Genomic DNA, 21,799 nt, shown 5'->3' on the forward strand with positions numbered 1-21,799 from the left:
ATGGACAGTTTTGGTTGATATACCGGGCAAACCTATTTCTGGCAAAAAGCTATAAACTGTTGCAGTATTACGTTTGAGGCTTCATATACTTCCCACATACCCATGTGGCCAACGCCATCGAATATATGAATGCTGCTGATACGGGGTAACGTAATCTGTGGAATAATCAATTCCGGCGGAACGGCATTATCGTCTTTTCCTACGATAAACAACACCGGAACGGTGACACTTTTTAATATTTCCCTGCGGTCGGGCCGGGCCATCATTGCTTCGTACCAGGCAATGAGTGAAGGCGTGGGGCAAGGGAGGCACAGCTGTACGTATGCGTCTACACGATCTGGCTGCGCTGTTTTGAACGACGGGCTGAACATGCTGGGCAATGTCTGCCGCAGGAATGTTTCGCTGCCGTACTGCTGCATTAATTTAATGGACTTGATACGTCCTTCTTTTTTCTCGTCGCTGTCTGCAGTAGCGGTGGAATGAAATAGTCCAAGTCCCTGCAGGAGCTGCGGATATTTTTCTGCCAGTGCCAGTGCTATATAACCGCCCATGGAGTGACCAATGATAACGGCCTTGCTGATACCTTCTGCTAACAGGATCGCGTATACGTAGTCTGCCATTTCCTCCATGGTAGGAGGGCTTGTCAGCGGAACGTCAGCGGTACCGGGCAGATCAGGGGTGATGATTCTGTATCGGTCCTTGAGGTAAGCCTGTTGTATTTCCCATATACTACCGTTCTCTGCAAAACCATGAATGAGCACTGCCACGGGGCCTGTACCTTCATCATAGTAGCTATGGGTTCCGTTATTGATTGTTTTCCGCATGTCTTACGCCGGGAATAAATCGTGAAACAAAAGCATGTACGATTAACAAGATACAAAATATTATAGCACCCTTTGAAATGAGATCGCCATTTTTTACATAGAACGTATAATTATACCGGGGAGTTACATTGGCATTAATAACGCCTTCTTTCCAGTAGGGAAGCGGCTGGTAAACATTTCCGGCGGGATCAATCACGGCGGAAATGCCGGTGTTGGCGCTGCGGGCCACCCACCGCCGCGTTTCTATGGCACGGATCCTGGCATACTGCAGGTGCTGACGGTGGCCTTCCGTATTACCCCACCAGCCATCGTTGGTGATGACAACCAGCAGGTTAGCGCCTTCTTTCACACCTGCTCCCACATAGTTGCTGAAAACGGATTCATAGCAGATGGTGGGAAAAACATTGATACTGTCTGCCGGATTGGTAAGCAGCCGTGCAGCCGGGGTGCGCCCATAGCTGCCGCTGATGCCGCCGAAATCCAGCGCCAGTGTTTTCAGAAAGGAAAAGTACCGTACATATGGTGTTAATTCTACGCCGGGTACCAGTTCATATTTATGGTATATCTGAATATGCTGTGAGGTATCAATCTGTAGGGCCGTATTATAAGGTTCCCAGGGAGTGCCGTCCTGCATGTAGCGGGCGGAGGCTGGCACTTCATCCGTGGGATTGTATTGTTTCATGGTAACGGCGCCGGTGATCAGCCGTGCTTTTGGGTATTGGCGCAACATGTCGCGGATAGCCATAATTTCCGGCTGGTAGTTGAGCTGAGATTCCCATGCGCCGGCAGGAAACAGGGCGGTTTCAGGCCAGATGATGTAGCGGGTATTGCTGTCAGCTTTTTCGTTGGTTAGGCGGATAAATTTCCCGAGCTGCTGCTGTGCGGTATTATCCGTGAATTTCTCATCGTAGGGATCTATGTTGGGCTGAACAATGACCACGCCGGTATGATGCGCCGGGTTGTCCGGTGAAGGACGCAGCACAGCGGAAATCAGTAGCGGGATGACTATGATGGCTGCAGGTTTCCATATTTCGTAGCGTAGGATCTGCGCAATGGAAAGATCGTATATGCGTGCCCGTTTCCATACCTGGTAAATGGCGATATTGGCCAGCAGCACCCATAACGTACCACCGCTTACACCGGTAAATTCATACCATTGTATCCATCCGGGACGGCCGGCAAAGGCATTGCCCAGCACCAGCCAGGGCCAGCTGAGTTCCCAGGTCTGATGGATATATTCAAACGTCAGCCAGTAAACGATCAGCGCGAAGTAAGACATCATTTCAGGAAGTCTTTTCCGTGTGTTTTTATAGGCGAGCCAGGGAATGCTCATCAGCAGGGCGTTGAATGAATTGGCAAACACGCCGCTGGCAGGAAGGGTGGTATTGCCTACCCACCAGGTAGTTGCCACATTCCATAATAACAGGGAAAGAAAAACCAGTCCGAAATATTTTGTGCGGTGACGTACTTTTTCTGTGATATACAGTAACGGAAGAAATCCCAGGAAGATTAACGGCGTAACAGGCATGGTAGGCCATGCCAGCCAAAGCAGCACACTACTGAGTACACATAAAAGTAAATTCTTCATGTAAGATGGATTACGAATGAGCCAATGCGTTGAAACGCAGCGAAGATAAGGAAAGTAGCTTCGCCATTACAGCCGTTTTAAGGAGTTAACCGGATAGTAAGACAGTCGCAGCCTGCCTGCCGGCCTTCTCCGGTAAATTAATATTTTTAAACTCTTTGGAAAGTTTAACAATTATTTATAACTTGGTTTCCTGAAAACAATAGCTCGTAATACCACAAATCAGTAACAGTAAGAATATCTTTTGGAAATAATCATTATCATTAAACTTATTGCCAATATCATCATCTAAATCAAAAATTACATCTAAAATCTAAATCTGTTCCAGGGGAAGTTCTTGTTTAAAACAACAATGCCAACCGGTTAGAAGCAGTTATTCTATATCACCAAATAGTTCACACCGGATTAATTTTACTCGTTAACGGGAAACAATTTTGCCAGCTTTTGCTTATGGGTGGCTGATTCCCGAACTTTTATATATAACATTTCAGGTATCATCAGACTCGTGCAATGATGTTACAGGGATTGCTATGCCTGAAATCAACTGAAACTAACACAAAACACTTTCAAGCTTATGATCGGAAAAACAGTAGTCCAGCAAGAGTAATATCCCATACCAGACTGAAACCGGAGAGGTGTTTGCCAACGAATTGCTTATGGGGTACTTCTCTTCAGAAATACACTTTTGAAACGTCATACTAAAAATCTGAATCTCTTACAAAATCTGAAATCGCAATGAAAAAAGGATTATTCCTGTGGCTGTTCATGGCCATCAGTGTTGTGCAAGCCTTTGCACAGTCGCGCACTGTTACCGGTAAAGTGACTGATGCTAAAGACGGTACTCCTTTACCCGGAGTAAACGTGTTGCTGAAAGGTACTTCCAAAGGCACCATTGCCGGTGCTGATGGTACCTTCAAAATCGAGGTTCCCAGTGGTGGAACACTCGTATTTTCTTTTGTAGGTTATACCAATCAGACCATAACGCCGGAAGGCAACGGCCCCATTAGCGTGGTGCTGCAATCCGGTAACAAATCCCTGAACGAGCTGGTGGTAACAGCGCTGGGTATCAAACGTGATAAACGCACGCTGACCTACGCTACCCAGGAAGTGAAAGGTGCTTCAATTGTGGAAGCGAAGCAGAATAACATGGTGAACGCCCTCGCTGGTAAAGTAGCCGGTGTGCAGATCACCAACTCCAGCGGTATGCCCGGAAGCTCCGCCAGGATTGTGATCCGCGGTACTACTTCCCTGACAGGTGAGAACCAGGCGCTGATGGTAATCGACGGTGTACCTATGGATAATACCGAAGCCGGTAATCCGGATGGTGCGCTGAGTGCCGGCGGTACCGTGAACAGAGCCAGTGATATTGACCCTAACATCATCGAAAGCATCAACGTACTGAAAGGTGCTGCCGCAACTGCCTTATACGGTTCTGCTGCTGCAAGGGGCGCTATCATCATCACCACCAAAAATGGTCTGGGCGGTAATAAAAATGGTAAACCAACCGTTTCCGTAAGTTCCAGCTACTCTTTCGAAAATCCTATCCTGCCTAAGTTCCAGGAAAAGTATGCGCAAGGTACAGGTGGTGTTTATTACAACGGAGAGAATAAAAAAACCTCTTTATCCTGGGGGCCGGCTATTGATGGTCTGACTGATAATGGTAAACCTGTGCAGAAACGTAATAATGTAAAGGATTTCTTCAAAACAGGCCACACTACAGATAACAACATATCTGTAAGTGGGTATTCAGATAATTCCAACTATCTTGTTTCGTACTCTTTCCTGAAAACAGATGGTACTATGCCTGCAACAGATTATTCCAGGCATTCACTCTTTACTAAATACACTACAAAACTGACGAAGAACTTACAGCTGACAACTCAGTTTAGCTTTATTTCTTCTGACAACCACCGTTTACCGGAAGGTAATGCCCTGGCTAATCCGCTGTGGACAATATACTCAGCGCCTATTTCCTGGGATCCGTTTCCTATCACTAATCCTGATGGTACACAGCGTGTATTCCGTGCTTCCCGTAACAATCCTTATTGGGCAGTAGAAAATGTCGGATTGCGGGATAGAACAAACCGTATTATTCCTGTGATTAACCTGAGCTATAATCCGCTCCCGTGGTTGACGATTACTGAAAGACTCGGTGCGGATATGTATGTGAATAATCTGGACTATCATGAAAATACTGGTGTAATCGGATCTACCAATGAAGGTGGTAAATTATGGACAAGACAAAATCAATTCCAGCAGTTCAATAATGACCTGATGATCCAGGCCAGAAAGAATTTTGGTGAAGATTGGTCTACAGATATCGTACTGGGTAACAATATACTGAGCAATTACAGCAACACTGCTTATCAACAGGGAGTAGAGTTACTGACACCAGGCCTGTATACCATTTCCAATACCAACAGCATAAGCGCAGACTATGACTACTATAAGAAGCGCAAAGTTGGGTTTTATGCTCAGGCTAACGTAGAGTTCAGGAAAATGTTGACTTTAGCGTTGACAGGGCGTTATGACGGATCTTCTGTGTTATCAAAAGATGAGCAGTTCTATCCTTACGGTTCTATCAGCGGTGGATTTGTATTTACGGAAGCGCTTGGAATGTCTTCCAACAAGATCCTCAATTTCGGTAAAATCCGTGCGTCATATGCATCAGTAGGTAATGACAATGTGGCTTCGTATTCACTGAACAATCCTTATGTTCACAATGCCATCGGGAATATTCAATTACCGTTTAACGGCGCTAATGGTTTCCAGTTAACTACTAACTATGCATATCCATTACGTAACGAAAAGGTAACTGAGTTTGAGGTAGGCCTGGAAACAAAATTCTTTCAGAACAGGGCATCACTGGATGTCAGCTATTTTGATAAGAAAAGTAAAGACCTGCTGACAACCGGTACTCCGATTTCCGGTGCTACAGGTTTTGCTTCCGCCACGCTTAATGCCGGTAATATGACCAATAAGGGTGTGGAAGTGGTTTTAGGTGTAACTCCGATTAAAACCAGGAACCTTACATGGGATATCAACGTGAATTATACCAGAATTAAGAATGAAGTTACTTTTCTGGGTAATAACCTGAACTCCCTGTTTTTTGCCGGGTTTACGCACCCAGGTATTTATGCATTTGCTAATCAGCCGTATGGCGTAATACTTGGAACCAGCTATATCCGTAATGAGCAAGGTCAATTGTTACTGGATGATGATGGTTATCCACAGGTAGGCGATAAATCTATTCCCATTGGTAACGTAACACCAAATTGGCTGGGAGGTGTTACCAGCACACTCACATACAAAGCACTTACTTTCAGTTTTACTATCGATCATAAAAACGGTGGCGATATCCTGAACCTGGACAATTACTACCTGTATACTTACGGTACGCCAAAAGCAACTGAAAACAGAGGTAGTACCAAAGTTTTTGAAGGTATTATCGAAAGCACACAGAAAGTAAATGATAAAGCAGTTGTGCTGGATGAAAACTACTATAGAAATATTTATTCAGCTGTTGATGAAAGTTCTATTGAAGATGGCTCTTATCTGAAGTTAAGACAGGTGTCATTAGGTTATAACTTCGGAACGATGGTAAAAAACACACCATTCAAATCACTTGTACTGAATGTAACCGGTACCAATTTTATCCTGCATAAAAACTACACCGGATCTGATCCTGAAGTGAGCCTGAATGGTAGCGGAAATGGTCAGGGATTCGGCAACTTCATGGTGCCATCCAATCATAACATTATCATTGGATTAAAAGCAACCTTCTAGTAGAAACAAAAAGAAATTATCATGAGAAGATTATATATAGCCGCATCATTAATTTGCACTGCGCTATTGGGCGTTACAGGATGTAAAAAATTCCTGGATGTGAATACGGATCCCAACAACCCGATTAGCGTCTCTGAGAAACTCATACTGCCTCCTGTTATTCTTACTACAACAACGCAGGTAGTTGGCGGGTATAATGGTACCGTTGCTGCTTTTTGGACGCAACAGTTGTCACTTAACCAGGAGGCTCCGCACCTGGAGTCCTACAGGATAGTTTCCAATGATGTCGATAATACCTGGACATTTTTTATCTATCCTAATGCGCTGAAGAACCTTCAGGTTATGATGGACCAGGCTGCCAGTGTAGGCCATAATGAATATGTAGCCATTGGTAAGACCCTGACAGCTTTTAATCTGGCAATATTAACGGACGTATGGGGAAGCGTTCCCTATTCTGAAGCATTTAAGGTACCGGAGAATATCAAGCCTAAATACGACAGCCAGGAATCTATTTACCGTAATATACAGCAACTGCTGGATGAAGCATTGGTAGCATTAGATAAACCAGCCAGTGGTATTAAACCCGGAAATGATGATCTGATCTATCAGGGTGATATGGCTAAATGGAAGAGCTTCATTTATACGCTGAAAGCACGGTTTTATCTCCGTCTTTCCAATGCTCCTGGCCGTACACCTGCCCTACAGGCAGACAGCGCCCTGAAAGCATTGGCTAAAGGTGGTTTTACCAGTAACGGTCAGAATGCATCTGTACAATATCAGAACGCTGCTCAGAAGGAAAACCCCTGGTTTAAAAATGCTGAATCCGGACAGGGTGGTCTTGTTATGGGACAAACATTTATCAACTTCCTGAAAGCTACTGCTGACCCACGTTTACCAATCATCTCAACCACAGATGCCAGCGGAGTGAATTATGTCGGCAAAATGAACGGTGCAAAAACCGTAGGTGACTATATGACACTTTCCCGCATCAATAGTTTCTATGGCAGTGAAGGCTCCGCCCTTTATCTGACAACTTATGCCGAGGCACTTTTTATCAAAGCAGAAGCTACCTTCATTATGTCTGGTGCAGCAGCGGCAGAACCAATTTATAAAGAAGCTATTGCAGCACACATGAATATGCTGGGTGTTGCTACGGGAGCAGCTCAGGCTTACATTAACAGCAGACCTGCCCTCACCGCAGCTAACGCACTGGAACAAATCATCTACGAAAAATACGTAGCCAACTTCCTCTCCATCGAAACATACAACGACTGGAGACGCACAGGTTTCCCTAAACTGAGCCTGGCTGAAAATGCCTTCGTAAACTACATTCCGCGCAGGTGGCCTTATCCTTCCAACGAAGAAATAGCCAATCCGCAACCGGAACACAAAAGCACCAGCATTGCTACCCGCGTATGGTGGGACACCAAGTAATTTCATTTAGTTATTTGATTATTTGAGATATTGAATAAAAAGAAGAAGCCCCCTGAGCATATCAGGGGGCTTCTTCTTTTTATTCAATATCTCAAATAATCAAATAACTAAATGAAATCTATCTGCTGTAGTTAGGTGCTTCCTTGGTGATGACTACGTCGTGCGGATGGTTTTCCTTTACGGTGGCGGCAGTGATTTTTACAAACTGTGCTGCCTGTAAGGTTTTGATATCCTTGGAGCCTGTCAGGCCCATACCGGCGCGTAAGCCGCCTACAAACTGCTGGATGATTTCAGACAGGTTGCCTTTGTATGGTACACGGCCAACGATACCTTCCGGTACCAGTTTCTTGATATCGTCTTCATCCTGGAAGTAGCGGTCCTTGCTGCCTTCTTGCATCGCTTCGATAGAACCCATACCACGGTAGGATTTGAACTTACGGCCTTCGTAGATGATTGTTTCTCCGGGGCTTTCTTCCACACCTGCAAAGATGGAACCTGCCATGATAGTGCTGGCGCCTGCTGCGAGGGCTTTTACCATATCGCCGGTATAACGGATACCGCCGTCAGCAATCACCGGGATACCCAGCTTTTTCAATGCTTCGGCTGCTTCCAGTACGGCAGACAGCTGCGGGAAGCCTGCTCCTGTTACGATGCGGGTAGTACAGATAGAACCGGGGCCTACACCAACCTTCACTGCGTCAGCGCCGGCTTGTGCCAGTGCCAGTGCGCCTTCTGCGGTGGCTACGTTACCGGCAATCACCTGCAGTTTAGGGAATGCTTTCTTTAATTTCTTCAGGGTGTTGAGCACCGCAATGGAATGACCATGAGAGCTGTCCAGGCACACTACATCCACGCCTACGTTGATGAGAGCCTGTGCGCGGTCCAGTACATCAGGGGTAATACCTAATGCCGCACCTACCAGCAAACGGCCGAACTCATCTTTTACTGCGTTCGGGTAGCTGGTCAGCTGCAGGATGTCACGGTAAGTGATCAGACCTACCAGCTTGCCCTGCTTATTAACAACCGGTAATTTCTCAATTTTATATTGCTGAAGGATTTTTTCAGCCTTTTTCAGGTCGGTGCCTTCCGGCGCCGTGATCAGCTTTTCGCTGGTCATCACTTCAGCTACCAGTCTCTTTTTGTTTCTTTCGAAACGCAGATCCCTGTTAGTCAGAATACCAACCAGTTTATTGTTGTCGTCTATAATGGGAATACCGCCAATGCCGTTTTCTTTCATGAGCTTCAGCGCCTGTCCGATAGTGGCGTCGGCTTTCAGCGTAACGGGGTCCATAATCAGACCGCTTTCGCTACGTTTCACCCTTCTCACCATTTCGGCCTGTCTTTCAATGCTCATGTTTTTGTGGAGAATACCTATTCCGCCTTCTCTCGCCAACGCAATAGCCAGATTGGCTTCTGTAACAGTATCCATCGCTGCAGATACCATCGGTATGTTCAGGCGTATGTTTTTTGTTAATTGCGAAGAGATATTTACTTCTTTAGGCAGAACGTCACTGTAGGCAGGTACCAGGAGCACATCATCAAATGTAAGTCCGTCAGCTACAAATTTGGGTTTAGATTTTCCCGCAGGCATGATGCAACTATTTGTCAGTTAAAAAATAATTGCACGCAAATGTAGTTCTATTTCGGCAATAAATAAAATATTCACTCCCCGACTCATGATTACCATTGTTAATATTATGTTACTTACAGTTGATTAAAAGATAGCCTGAGCCTGTTAACCAGGTAAATGTCATATGATGAATGACAAGCAAGAATTTCATCGCCGGTCTGCAGCTGTTATCAGCCCGTAACGTTGTCCCGGCAGGCTTTTCAGCAGCAATTGCATCTCCAGGCTGAACACCGCGGCAGCCACTTCACTGCCGGATAAACTGCTCTGTATATATAATTCTTCCAGCCGTCTTTCACTCTTTTCCCGGAACATTCCCAGTATCTGCCGCTCATTGTCGGTTAATTGTAAAAACAATTCCTGCTGCCCGGATACTGGTATTTTAGCGGTTTCCGACCAGCCCATGGTTTCCAGGATGTCTGCTGCTCCGGTAATCAGCATGGCTTTATTATTCTTTATCAGGTGATGGCATCCGGCAGCATGCGGGTCATATACCGACCCCGGAATACAGAATACATCACGGTTATAGCCGTTGGCCAGGTCGGCAGTAATCAGCGAACCTCCCTGCAGACCGCTTTCCACCACGATGGTGGCATCGCAGAGGCCCGCCACTATCCGGTTGCGGCGGGGGAAATTTTGCCGGTCCGGCTGCGTATAACTCATGTAATCCGTCAGCAGGCCGCCCTGCTCCAGCATCCGGGCCGCCACCTCCTTATGCGCCGGCGGATAGATACGGTCCAGCCCATGTGCCAGTACCCCGATGGTGGGTATTTGCTGCGCCAGTGCTGTTTTATGTGCCAGGATGTCAATACCATAAGCCAGCCCGCTCACCAGCGTAATATCGGCGGCGGCCAGCTCCTGCGTCAGCTGCTCGCATACCTTCCTGCCATAGGCAGAAGGATGCCGCGTACCTACTATACTCACCATCCTCGCGGCATTGAGATCTGCACGTCCTTTGTAATACAGCAGGGAAGGCGCATCATAGCATTGAAGCAACCGCTGCGGATACAAAGGATCGGTACAGAACAACGCCTGTATTTTATATCGTTCTATAAAAGCTATCTCTTTTTCTACCAGCGCAAAATCACGGAAATCCCTGATGGCTGCAGCTCTTACCGCACCAATTGTAGCTGTTCTTTCCAGCTCATATTTCTTTGCCTTGAAGATATTAGCGGCACTGCCAAAGGTTTCCAGCAGCCTGCGTATAATGACATCGCCTATCAACGGGATTCGGGTTAATGCAATCTGGTACATTAATTCCTGGGGCATAACAAACTTAATTTCAAATTAAATTACGACTTTCCTGCATCATTATTTTTGCAGAGAGAACTATTTTTGTAAAACACCAACAGATATTTTTATGATGATGAAAAGGTTATGGGCAGGAGTGCTGATACTCGGTTTGTTCGCGTGCAAAACTACCAGGCAGGCAACCACCGCTGCCTCAGATACTTCACTGACTCCTTACGGTCCGGCCTGGGCAGCCCTCTGGCAGCAGCAATCCGGCGAATATAAAGCCCTCTGCCTGCAGGCATATCAGCTGGCCGCATGGCGCCTCGATCAGCTGCTGGCCCAGCCTCATGACAAGCCCCTCGCCATCGTCACTGATATTGATGAAACCCTACTGGATAACAGCCCCTACTCTGTTCATCAGGCACTCAACGGCAAGGGCTACGATGAACAAAGCTGGATAGCATGGACCGCCAAAGCTGCTGCTGACACCGTTCCCGGTGCGCCGAACTTTTTTAAATACGCAGCATCCAAAGGCGTAAAAATATTCTACATCACCAACAGACTGGAAACAGAAAAAGCAGCTACGCTGAAAAACCTGCAGCAATACGGCTTCCCGGATGCTGATGAACAACACCTGCTGCTGAAAACCACCACCTCCGGCAAAGAACCCCGCCGCAGGCAAGTGTTACAGCACTACGATATCGCCCTCCTCTGTGGTGATAACCTCAGCGATTTCGCCGATATCTTCGATAAAAAACCAATGGCCGAAAGAAACGCCGCTACCCTCCAATCCGCTCCCGGCTTCGGCAGCAGATACATCGTACTGCCCAATCCCATGTACGGCGACTGGGAAGGTGCACTGTACAACTTTCAATACAAACTCACCCCGCAGGCAAAAGACAGTGTGATGAGGAGCAGGTTGAAAAACTACTAGCTTTATCAATTACGAATTACGAATTGCGAATTACGAATGTAGAAGCGAAGTTCAAAACGAAGATTAGAGAGGATAAATATTAAATATCACCTTTAATCTTCGTTTTGAACTTCGCTTCTACATTCGTAATTCGTAATTCGCAATTCGTAATTATATTATAACCCCGTTATTTTAAACACCGTTCTCCTGTTCTCGGCTCTGCCGCTTTCAGTATCATTGGAAACTATGGGTTGGGTTTCTCCATAACCTTTGGCGGTCATGCGGGTGGTGGGGATACCTTTTTCTGCGAGGTATTTTACAACGGCTTTGGCGCGGTTGTCGGAGAGCAGCAGGTTGTCTTTATCGCTGCCCACGTTATCGGTGTGGCCGGCGATTTCAATACGGATCGTCGGATTTTCCTGCAGGAGTTTTACGAGTTTATCAAGTTCTGTAACAGAAGCGGGTTCCAGGTTGAACTGTTTGCTTTTGAAAAAGATGTTGTGTAGCACGATGCTGGCATTGGCAGCGAGGGGCTGCAGTGGAATGTTTTTTTCAAAGGGAACACCGGGATTATGATCTTTCAGGGAGAAATTATCCGAGTAGAAGAGATAACCTTTCTTGTTAACGTGGAAGGCATAATCTTTTCCTACCGGCAGGGGAGCCAGGAAGTCCCCGTTGTCATTGGTTTTTACGGCAGCGATCTGGTAGCCTCCCTGCAGGTCAATAACGTCGATATTGGCAGCAATGCGCGTATGCGTAACCGTGTCGTATACAAATCCCTTTACGTATAATGTCTGCAGCGGGCGGGCTTCCGGATACAGCTCAAAGCTGTAGATATCGAGGCCACCGCGGGTATCAGACCTGTCTGATGCGAAGTAGCCGGTGGTGCCGTTTGCATCAACAATGAGAGATGCGTCTTCATCGATGGTATTGATCGGATAACCCAGGTTAACGGCTGGTCCCCAGCTGCCATCTGGTTGCCGCCGGGAGTAGAAAATATCCTGTCCGCCATAGCCGGGATGCCCGTTGGAAGAGAAATACAGCGTTTGCCCGTCGGCATGGATAAAAGGAGTTGTTTCCCTGCCGGGGGTGTTGATGTTGGGGCCTAACCGCTCCGGCGCGCTCCAGCGGCCATTTGCGAGGCGTTTGCTGACGAAGATGTCTGTAGCGTTGTCGGTGGTTTCGCGGGCAAAATACAGCGTCTGTTTATCTGCAGAAAGACTGGGCTGTGATTCCCAGTCGCGGGTATTAACGGGCGCACCTATATTTTGCGGGGTTGTCCAGCCGTTGGGTGTCAGCTCAGAATAGTAGATGTCGCAGCTGCCTTTGCCATCGGGAAATTCGCAGCCGGTGAACATCAGCATGGTACCATCCTGCGATATGTTCTGTGCGCCTTCATTATACGAGCTGTTTACCGGTTCGCCCATATTCACGGACTGGCTCCAGCCGCTGCTATCGCGGCGCGAAAGGAAGAAATCTTCATTGCGTCCGTTGATACGGCGGGTATAGATGAGGGTTCTGCTGTCGATGGTGAGGGATGGAAAATATTCCAGGTCCCTGCTGTTGATATGATCGCCGAGGTTCACCGGGTGAAAGGGTACCTGGCGCTGGCTGTTGTTAACGGCGAAGGTGTAGTTGGCTCTCAGTTTTTCGGCAGTTGCATTTTTGGAACGGGCGGTAACCAGGTATTTGTCTACTAACTTCAATGCCTCAACGAAATTTCCGGTTCCTGCCAGCGCTTTGGAGTAAGCCATGGTTACCGGGCGTAGGCCGTTACTATCCAGTTGCTGGAGCTTCTGGAAGGCGGCCACTGCCTGTGTGTAATTTTTAAGTTCTGTATAGCAGAGGCCCATTTGTCCGTAGGCATCCGTAAAGCCGGGCGCTGTTTTCAGGGCTTCCTGCAGATAGCCGATGGCTTCCTTGGTGTTATACATGCGTACGGCGTCTACCGCCTTATCAAAACTGGCTTTGGCTTTTTTAGGGGCTGTTTCATATGTAACAACCTGCGCCTTCAGGGTGAGGCCATAGAAAAGGAGCAATAACAGGGGAAGAGTTTTCAGCATTGACGGATCTATTGATCCACGAATTTACGGATTTGAGATTTTATCATTTGAGATTTTGTTATTTGAGATTTTATAGCTCATCAAGGTGTACTTATTGTTTCAGTATGCACCTTGATGAGCTTTAAAATCTCAAATAACAAAATTTCAAATGATAAAATGCCTAGGGGACATTAATATACTTATGTACCTGCAAAGAGAGGGTCCATTGCGGGTTGTTCTTGATATAGTCAATGATGAGCGGAGTCATTTCTGCGCTGCGGCTCCATTCGGGCGCGAGGTATAACCGGCAATGCTTGTTAACCAGGGCAGCATATTTTTCTGCCCAGGCGAAATCTGATTTGTTGTAGATGACAACTTTCAGTTCGCTGGCTACCTTGCAGACTTCCGGCAGGGGGGCCTTGAATTTTTTGGGCGACAGCGTAATCCAGTCCCAGCTGCCGCTGAGCGGGGAGGAGCCGGATGTTTCGATATGTGTTCTGAAGCCTTGTTTATGCAGCGCTCTGGTCAGTGCGTCGAGCGGATGCATGAGCGGCTCACCACCGGTAATGACGGCCAGGCGGCCGGGGTAGGAGGCGGCTTCCTGTACAATGTTGTCGATCGTCAGCTGCGGGTGTTTATCGGCATCCCAGCTCTCTTTTACATCACACCAATGGCAGCCTACATCACAACCTCCCAGGCGGATGAAATAGGCAGCCCTGCCCTGATGCTGCCCTTCTCCCTGTATAGTGTAGAAGCGCTCCATCACCGGCAGGGTGCTGGTCATTATATTAGTAGTTGTTACAGACATGACTTTATCTCACAAAGGTCCGGAATTTACCGGAGCTTTTAGTTCATACTTCCTTTCAGCCCAATCGTTGCGTGATAGGTATTTTTAAGCAGTGCGGCTATGGTCATAGGTCCTACGCCACCTGGCACAGGAGTGATATAGCTGCATTTAGGTGCTACTTCATCAAATTTGACATCTCCTTTCAGACGGAAACCGCTCTTTTTGCTGGCATCTTCCACACGGTTGATACCTACGTCCACTATTACTGCGCCTTCTTTTACCATGTCGGCAGTCACGAAATCAGGTCTGCCGATGGCGGCTACGATGATATCCGCCTGGCGGCAGATTTCTGCCAGGTTATGTGTATGCGAATGTGTAAGCGTTACGGTGCAGTTGCCGGGATTGGTGTTGCGGCTGAGCAGGATGCTCACAGGCGTGCCTACAATATGGCTGCGTCCTATCACCACGGCATGTTTACCTTTGGTTGGAATGTTATAATGCTCCAGCAGCAGCATGATGCCGTAAGGAGTAGCCGGAATGAAAGCAGGCAGACCACTCACCATTTTACCCACATTCATGGGATGGAAACCGTCTACATCTTTACTGGGATCAATGGTATTGATAACCAGCTCTTCATTAATATGCTTGGGAAGCGGCAGTTGTACCAGGATACCGTCTACATCCGGATTCTCGTTGAGTAGAATGATCTGGTCCAGCAGATGCTTTTCAGAAATCTGGGCATCAAAGCGAAGCAGGGTGGAATTATATCCGCATTCTGCACATGATTTCACTTTGGAAGCTACGTAGGTTTCGCTTGCAGGATTATTGCCTACCAATATCGCCGCCAGGTGAGGAACTTTCTTGCCAGCAGCCTTTAATTCTGCCACAGAAGCGGCTAATTGAGCCTTTATGGCCTCAGAAACTAGTTTACCGTCTAAAATTTGCATGTGCAAAGGTAAGGAAATAAACGCCATTGGCGTAATTACGAATTACGAATGATGAATTGCGAATGAAGAGCGAAGACATAAGCGAACAATTTAATGTAAAGTCCGCTTATATCTTCGCTCTTCATTCGCAATTCATCATTCGTAATTCGTAATTCATGTCTCATCGGTATTCAGCAAAACAAGCACATCATAAAACATGCTTGTTTTGCTCAGGCGTTGCGCCTGTCAGAATACCGGAATGTGGAAATTATAAGGCAACGAAGGCATATAGTCTTGGTATGGCAGCTGCCTGAGGAGCAGCTGCCAGTACCCGGATCACAAGTGTATTTAAGCAGTTTTTGGTGCGGCAGCGAGTATTTCAGCATCTGCGGCAGCGGCATATTTTTCGAAATTGCGTACGAACTGGCCGGCCAGGTCTTTGGCTTTTTCGTCGTAGGCAGCTTTATCATCCCAGGTATTGCGCGGGTCCAGGATATTGTCCGGAACGCCGGGGCAGGCAGTGGGCATTTCGAAACCGAATACCGGATGCGGCTGGAAGGTAGCATTATCCAGTTCGCCTTTCAGGGCCGCTGAAATCATGGCACGGGTGAACGACAGTTTGATGCGGTTACCGGTGCCGTAAGCACCGCCGGTCCAGCCGGTGTTAATCAGCCATACGTTTACCTGGTACTGGCGCATTCTTTCGCCCAGCATCTGCGCATACTGCGCAGGGTGCAGCGGTAGGAACGGCGCGCCGAAGCAGGCACTGAAAGTGGATTTAGGCTCAGTGATGCCGGCCTCTGTTCCCGCTACTTTGGCAGTATAACCGGAAATGAACTGGTACATCGCCTGGCCGGGAGATAATCTGGAGATTGGCGGTAATACACCGTAAGCATCGCAGGTGAGGAAGAATATATTCCGGGGAATACCTCCTACAGAAGGTTCCAGCGCATTTTCGATGTAAGACAGCGGATAGGATACACGGGTGTTTTCGGTAATGCTGCCATCGGCATAATTAACCGTTTTGGTACCGGGGAAGAAGGTGATATTCTCCAGCAGCGCACCTTTACGTACCGCGCGGAAAATCTGCGGTTCCTTCTCTTCAGACAGGTCAATGCATTTTGCATAGCATCCGCCTTCAAAGTTGAAGACGCCGGTGGATGTCCAGCCATGTTCGTCATCTCCGATGAGTTTACGGGCAGGATCAGCGCTCAGCGTGGTTTTGCCGGTGCCGCTCAGGCCAAAGAATACAGCGGTATCGCCGTCTTTGCCCAGGTTGGCAGAGCAGTGCATGCTCAGCACATGCTTATCATGCGGTAATACATAATTCAGAATGGTGAAGATGCCTTTCTTAATTTCACCGGTATAGGCGCTGCCACCAATAATGATGACCTTTTTGGTGAAGTTGACAACAGAGAAGTTCTGCTGACGGGTGCCATCAGTAGCCGGATCTGCGAGGCAGCCGGGCGCCTGAATAACGGTCCAGTCAGTATGCATGTAATCCAGTTCATCTTCCGCAGGACGGAGGAACATATTATAGGCAAACAGGTTAGACCATGGCAGTTCAGTCACTACTTTCACATTTACGCGGTAGTCTTCATCTGCACAGGCATAACAGTCACGCACCCAAACGTCTTTGCCGGTGAAATAGGCAGTTATTTTTTTGTAAAGGCGATCGAAATTAGCTTCAGAGATAGGGATGTTAAAATCGTTCCAGTTAACAGTGTCACTGGTGATCGCATCTTTTACAATGAATTTGTCTTTTGGTGAACGGCCGGTAAAGGTTCCGGTATTAACGGCGAGTGCTCCTGTGTCTGAGAAAACACCCTGGTTCCTGGCTACAGTCTGCTCTGCCAGTTCCTCAGGAGAAAGTTGGTAATATACATTCGACACATTCTCTATGCCCAGTTCCCGTAAGTCAGCAACAGGGTTCCTTACGCTACTCATTTGCATAAAAGCAAGATTGTTTTGGTGTAAAAGCAAAACTAGCGATTTTTTGATACCGTCAAATTTTATCGATGTTGTACCATGAAAATTTAGAAGAACACGATGGTACCAAGCCATATTTTTGCGATCTGTTTAATAAGCCTGCATTTCCTTGTATTAATTTCAAAGAATAAGTGTGTGAATATAACATTAAGTATGCGCAAGGGAGTATCAGTGCAAAACCGCCGGCACCGGGCGCTTTAAATTGCGTTTTACCTAATTTGACGCAATATGCGCAGAATGTGACCTCTTTTATTGCTGCAGTGACATTGCCATCAGTCTGAATTTTCCCGAAGACGAAATAAACGCGGCCGCGAATCCGAAATTTTGCATAGGTTTGAAGCCTCATTTTGAAAATAAGAAGATATGAAGAATCTGCCTCTGGACTCACAGCTTTTTGTGAAGAATCGCCAGCGTTTTGTCGCTAAAATGCAGCCCAATTCTATTGCTATTATCAATTCCAACGATGAACTGCCGATGAACGGCGACGCGTTGCACAAATTTAAACAGAACTCAGACCTGTACTGGCTTACAGGTATTGACCAGGAAGATACAATGGTAGTATTGTATCCGGATAATCCGGATCCGAAATTCCGGGAAGTACTGGTACTGGTGCGTCCTAACGAGCTGAAAGAAAAATGGGATGGCCACCGTCTGCGTAAAGATGAAGCCTACGCCATATCCGGCATGAATACCGTAGTATGGCTCGACTCCATCGATGCACTGCTTCAGCAGTGGATCAATGATGCACAGAACATCTACCTCAACTCCAATGAAAATAACCGCAAGGCCAGCCTGGTACCCGTAAAGGACTACCGCTACGCCCAGGAAGTGAAAGAGCGTTACCCGCTGCATAACTATCTCCGCGCTGCCATTATCTTCAAAGAACTGCGCGCGGTGAAAACACCGGAAGAAATCGCCGTTATGCAGGTAGCTATGGACATCACAGAGAAAGCCTTCCGTCGGGTGCTGACATTCATCAAACCCGGTGTATGGGAACACGAAATACAGGCGGAAATTATCCATGAGTTCCTGCGCAACCGCTCTGCCGGCGAAGCCTACGGCTCTATCATAGCCTCCGGCGACCGCGCACGCACCCTGCACTATGTGTCCAATAACCAGGAGTGCCTCGATGGTGAACTGATACTGATGGACTTCGGCGCGGAATACGGCGGCTATAATGCTGACCTCACCCGCACGGTACCGGTAAACGGTAAGTTCTCTGCCCGCCAGCGCGAAGTATACGATGCCTGTCTGCGCCTGCATATGTACGCCAAATCCATCCTCCGCCCGGGTATTACCATTGCCAAATACCATGAAATGGTAGGAGTAGAGGCCGGCAAGGAATTCGTGAAACTGGGTCTGCTCACGGAAGAAGACATCAAAAACCAGGATCCGGAAACACCGGCATACCGCAAATATCTCTACCACGGCATCTCTCACCACCTCGGTATCGACGTGCATGACCTGGGTCCATCCTTCCATAAACCTATTCCGGAAGGCGCTGTTATGACAATCGAACCAGGCATCTACATCGAAGAAGAAAAAATCGGTATCCGCATTGAAAACAACTACTGGCTCACCGCCGAAGGTAATGTAGATCTGATGAAGAATATACCGATTACGGCTGATGAGATAGAAAGGCTGATGAAATAATTACGAATTACGAATTGCGAATTACGAATGAGGAGCGAAGATTTAAGCGGATAAAGAATTTACTTCTTCGCTTTCATCTTCGCTCCTCATTCGTAATTCGCAATTCGTAATTCGCAATTCATAATTCATATTTATGTTTAATTTGTGGCCTCAAATCAAGTGAATGAAACAAGTTCCTAATATTATCACCCTATGTAACCTTTTCTGTGGTGCGTTGGCTATTATCTGCGTGCTGCATGCTCCGGAGTTCCGGGCGGAGTTTAACGGTAATGAATATACGATCACCAGTCCTGAACCGGTGTACTGGGCTTCCGCCCTGGTGGTGCTGGCGGCAATATTTGATTTCTTTGACGGCATGACTGCCAGGTTACTGAAGGTACAATCGCCTATGGGAAAGGAACTGGATTCCCTGGCAGATGTGGTTACCTTCGGTGTGGTGCCGGGCATGATGTTGTACAGACTCTTGCGCAGCGCCTATTTCAGACAACCTGATGTATTCGACGTTTCTATGGTGAACCTGGCTCCGGCCTTGCTGGTGCCTTGTTTTGCTGCTTACCGCCTGGCTAAGTTCAACCTGGATACCCGGCAATCCGAAAACTTCATCGGGGTGCCTACTCCTGCTGTAGGCTTGCTGGTAGCCTCTTTCCCGCTGATCCTGCTCTTTAATCCCTATAACCTGGCTCAATGGCTGCAGAACGTATGGGTACTCTATGGCACCATAGCTGCCCTCTGCTACCTCATGGTGGCCGAAATTCCCATGCTCAGCCTGAAAATAAAAGATAAAAGCCTGAAGAATAACTGGCCCAGGCTGCTACTGGTGGTTCTCACCCTGATAAGCATACCTGTACTGAATTTCGCCACGGTGCCGTTTGTGTTTATATGCTATGTGGTGCTGTCGCTGGTAGTGCCGCCTAAAGTCTGATTACGAATTACGAATTGCGAATTACGAATGAGGAGCGAAGATATTAGCAGATAATGTAATCACTATCCGCTAATATCTTCGCTCCTCATTCGTAATTCGCAATTCGTAATTCGTAATTTTTATCGTAGGTTTGCGGCAAATTTTTAGCACAATGACTTTTACTGCACATATCAATGTGATGCCACTGAAGGAATTACTGGATCCGCAAGGTAAAGCGGTGATGGGTGGTCTCAAAAACCTTGGCATGGGCCAGGTTCACGATGTACGTATCGGAAAACACATTACTCTGCAAATTGAAGCCGCCAGCAAAGAAGATGCGCAGCAGATTGCTGAAAATGCCTGCCAGAAGCTCCTGGCAAATCAGGTAATGGAATATTTTGAAGTACAAATACAATAATAATTCAGGAATTATGAATGATGAATGATGAGTTGAAGAGCGAAGATTTTAGCGGATGATCGTTTAAGTTCCGCTCGTATCTTCGCTCTTCAACTCATGATTCATCATTCGTAATTCATAATTCTTATGAAATTATATCTCATTCCGTCTCCGATCGGCAACCTTGCTGATATTACCTACCGGGCTGTAAAAGTGCTGGAAGAGGCGGAACTGGTGCTGGCAGAAGATACCCGTACCTCCGGCGTATTACTGAAGCATTATCAGATCAACAAACCGGTTACCCCCTACCATCAGCATAACGAACATAAGATTGTGCAACACCTGCTGCAGCAGCTGCAGGCAGGCAAAACTATGGCTATGCTCACGGATGCCGGTACTCCCGGTATTTCCGACCCCGGATTTCTGCTGGTACGCGAGTGCATTCGTGCAGGCGTGCCCGTAGAATGCCTGCCTGGCGCCACCGCATTTGTTCCTGCGCTGGTGAACAGCGGCATACCCATGAACCGCTTCACTTTTGAAGGCTTTCTCCCCCTGAAGAAAGGCCGCCATACACTGTTTACACAGTTAAGCACGGAAGAACGCACCATCGTTTTTTACGAGTCGCCGATGCGGCTGGTAAGAACACTGGCGGACCTGATCCAGTATTTCGGACCAGACCGCCAATGCTGTGTGAGCCGTGAACTCACCAAAATGTTCGAGGAAAATAAGCGCGGCACCCTGCAGGAAGTACATGACTACTTTAAGGAAAAGGGCGTGAAAGGCGAAATTGTAGTAGTCGTACAGGGCGCAGCATAATCATCTCAATAAAATACAGCCACATCTTCCAGCGGCTTCCGGTGAATATCCGGAACCCAGCACTCATCTGCAGGATAGCCTACCGGCACCAGCAGAAAAGGCTTCTCATTTTCCGGACGCTGCAGAATCTCTCCCAGGAAATTCATGGGACTGGGCGTATGCGTCAGCGCTACCAGCCCTGCGTGGTGAATAGCCGTCAGCAGAAAACCTGCCGCTATACCCAGGCTTTCCTGTACATAGTAATTGTTTTTCTTCTTCCCGTTGTCATCAGTCTCATAAATACGCTTGAACATAATAATCAGCCAGGGCGCAACTTCCAGGAAGGGCTTATGCCAGTCGGTCTGCAGTGGCTTCAGATCCTCCAGCCATTCCGGCGACATACGGCTGTTATAGCTCCTGTATTCCTCTTTCTCTGCCTCTGTCCGGATCACTTTCTTGATAGCCGGATCACCCACCACACAAAAGGTCCAGGGCTGCTTATGAGCCCCCGATGGCGCTGTGTTGGCAGCACGGATAATGTGCTCTATCACCTCCTTCGGTACGGCCTTGTCTGAAAAGTCCCTTACCGTCCTCCTTTTTTCCATCCAATCTTCAAAGGAGGCCGCCTGCGCTATCATTTCAGACGTTTCGTAAGTATCATGAGAATAACTGATAAAGGGATAACCTGCGATGATTTTTTGGGTTGACATGATGTATGATTTTTTAAATTACGAATTACAAATTACGAATTACGAATGAGGAAGCCAATCTGATCAGGCAGGAATTGGAATTAATTATGAATTAAGCATTATGAATTATGAGTTAAAGCGAAGATCAGAGCGACATGTGTTATTCGCTATAATCTTCGCTTTAACTCATAATTCATAATGCTTAATTCATAATTAAT

General features: G+C 47.2%; 16 protein-coding genes. 7 read left to right on the forward strand and 9 right to left on the reverse strand.

Annotated elements, in window-relative coordinates; all coding sequences use genetic code 11:
* Nucleotides 1–32: 32 nt before the first annotated feature.
* On the reverse strand, nt 33–824 hold the full coding sequence (locus tag GWG06_RS04110; protein ID WP_160711511.1) for an alpha/beta fold hydrolase: 792 nt from the start codon (nt 822–824) through the stop codon (nt 33–35).
* Nucleotides 805–2,412, reverse strand: a complete 1,608-nt coding sequence (gene lnt, locus GWG06_RS04115) for an apolipoprotein N-acyltransferase (protein WP_160711513.1) — start codon at nt 2,410–2,412, stop codon at nt 805–807. Before lnt ends, GWG06_RS04110 begins: the two co-directional genes overlap by 20 nt.
* Nucleotides 2,413–3,144: 732 nt before the next feature.
* Between lnt and GWG06_RS04120 the strand changes: the two genes are divergently transcribed.
* Nucleotides 3,145–6,195, forward strand: coding sequence for a SusC/RagA family TonB-linked outer membrane protein (locus tag GWG06_RS04120; RefSeq protein WP_160711515.1), 3,051 nt, complete (start codon nt 3,145–3,147; stop codon nt 6,193–6,195).
* 21 nt (nt 6,196–6,216) lie between these two features.
* Nucleotides 6,217–7,629, forward strand: coding sequence for a SusD/RagB family nutrient-binding outer membrane lipoprotein (locus GWG06_RS04125; RefSeq protein ID WP_160711517.1), 1,413 nt, complete (start codon nt 6,217–6,219; stop codon nt 7,627–7,629).
* Between the two features lie 118 nt (nt 7,630–7,747).
* Here GWG06_RS04125 and guaB read toward each other — a convergent pair whose 3' ends face one another.
* On the reverse strand, nt 7,748–9,220 hold the full coding sequence (guaB, locus tag GWG06_RS04130; RefSeq protein ID WP_127043477.1) for an IMP dehydrogenase: 1,473 nt from the start codon (nt 9,218–9,220) through the stop codon (nt 7,748–7,750).
* A gap of 186 nt (nt 9,221–9,406) precedes the next feature.
* Entirely contained in the window at nt 9,407–10,525 is a 1,119-nt protein-coding gene (dprA, locus tag GWG06_RS04135; protein WP_160711519.1) for a DNA-processing protein DprA, read from the reverse strand.
* 91 nt (nt 10,526–10,616) lie between these two features.
* On the opposite strand from dprA, the gene GWG06_RS04140 reads away from it, so the two are divergent.
* Entirely contained in the window at nt 10,617–11,423 is an 807-nt protein-coding gene (locus GWG06_RS04140) for a 5'-nucleotidase, lipoprotein e(P4) family (RefSeq protein ID WP_160711521.1), read from the forward strand.
* 155 nt (nt 11,424–11,578) lie between these two features.
* Here GWG06_RS04140 and GWG06_RS04145 read toward each other — a convergent pair whose 3' ends face one another.
* From GWG06_RS04145 to pckA, 4 genes are all read right to left on the reverse strand, one after another.
* Complete coding sequence (locus tag GWG06_RS04145; protein WP_160711523.1) at nt 11,579–13,465, reverse strand: OmpA family protein; 1,887 nt, start codon at nt 13,463–13,465, stop codon at nt 11,579–11,581.
* A gap of 160 nt (nt 13,466–13,625) precedes the next feature.
* The gene (locus GWG06_RS04150; protein WP_160711525.1) at nt 13,626–14,252 is read right to left on the reverse strand and encodes a 7-carboxy-7-deazaguanine synthase QueE; all 627 of its coding nucleotides are present in this window, start codon (nt 14,250–14,252) and stop codon (nt 13,626–13,628) included.
* A gap of 38 nt (nt 14,253–14,290) precedes the next feature.
* Entirely contained in the window at nt 14,291–15,205 is a 915-nt protein-coding gene (gene folD / locus GWG06_RS04155; RefSeq protein ID WP_338076683.1) for a bifunctional methylenetetrahydrofolate dehydrogenase/methenyltetrahydrofolate cyclohydrolase FolD, read from the reverse strand.
* Nucleotides 15,206–15,505: 300 nt separating this feature from the next.
* Complete coding sequence (gene pckA, locus GWG06_RS04160) at nt 15,506–17,110, reverse strand: phosphoenolpyruvate carboxykinase (ATP) (protein WP_127043483.1); 1,605 nt, start codon at nt 17,108–17,110, stop codon at nt 15,506–15,508.
* Nucleotides 17,111–17,509: 399 nt separating this feature from the next.
* On the opposite strand from pckA, the gene GWG06_RS04165 reads away from it, so the two are divergent.
* From GWG06_RS04165 to rsmI, 4 genes are all read left to right on the forward strand, one after another.
* Nucleotides 17,510–18,799, forward strand: a complete 1,290-nt coding sequence (locus tag GWG06_RS04165) for an aminopeptidase P N-terminal domain-containing protein (RefSeq protein WP_127043484.1) — start codon at nt 17,510–17,512, stop codon at nt 18,797–18,799.
* A gap of 163 nt (nt 18,800–18,962) precedes the next feature.
* Entirely contained in the window at nt 18,963–19,721 is a 759-nt protein-coding gene (locus tag GWG06_RS04170) for a CDP-alcohol phosphatidyltransferase family protein (protein WP_127043485.1), read from the forward strand.
* 151 nt (nt 19,722–19,872) lie between these two features.
* Nucleotides 19,873–20,118, forward strand: coding sequence for a phosphoribosylformylglycinamidine synthase subunit PurS (purS, locus tag GWG06_RS04175; protein WP_127043486.1), 246 nt, complete (start codon nt 19,873–19,875; stop codon nt 20,116–20,118).
* A 126-nt stretch (nt 20,119–20,244) separates the two neighbouring features.
* Nucleotides 20,245–20,913, forward strand: coding sequence for a 16S rRNA (cytidine(1402)-2'-O)-methyltransferase (gene rsmI, locus GWG06_RS04180; RefSeq protein WP_127043487.1), 669 nt, complete (start codon nt 20,245–20,247; stop codon nt 20,911–20,913).
* Between the two features lie 5 nt (nt 20,914–20,918).
* Here the strand turns inward: rsmI and GWG06_RS04185 are convergent, their stop codons facing one another.
* Nucleotides 20,919–21,602: a nitroreductase family protein gene (locus GWG06_RS04185; protein ID WP_127043488.1), complete on the reverse strand. Its 684-nt coding sequence runs from the start codon at nt 21,600–21,602 to the stop codon at nt 20,919–20,921.
* Nucleotides 21,603–21,799: the final 197 nt, after the last annotated feature.

Source organism: Chitinophaga solisilvae (assembly GCF_009928525.1).
Classification (GTDB): Bacteria; Bacteroidota; Bacteroidia; order Chitinophagales; family Chitinophagaceae; genus Chitinophaga; species Chitinophaga solisilvae.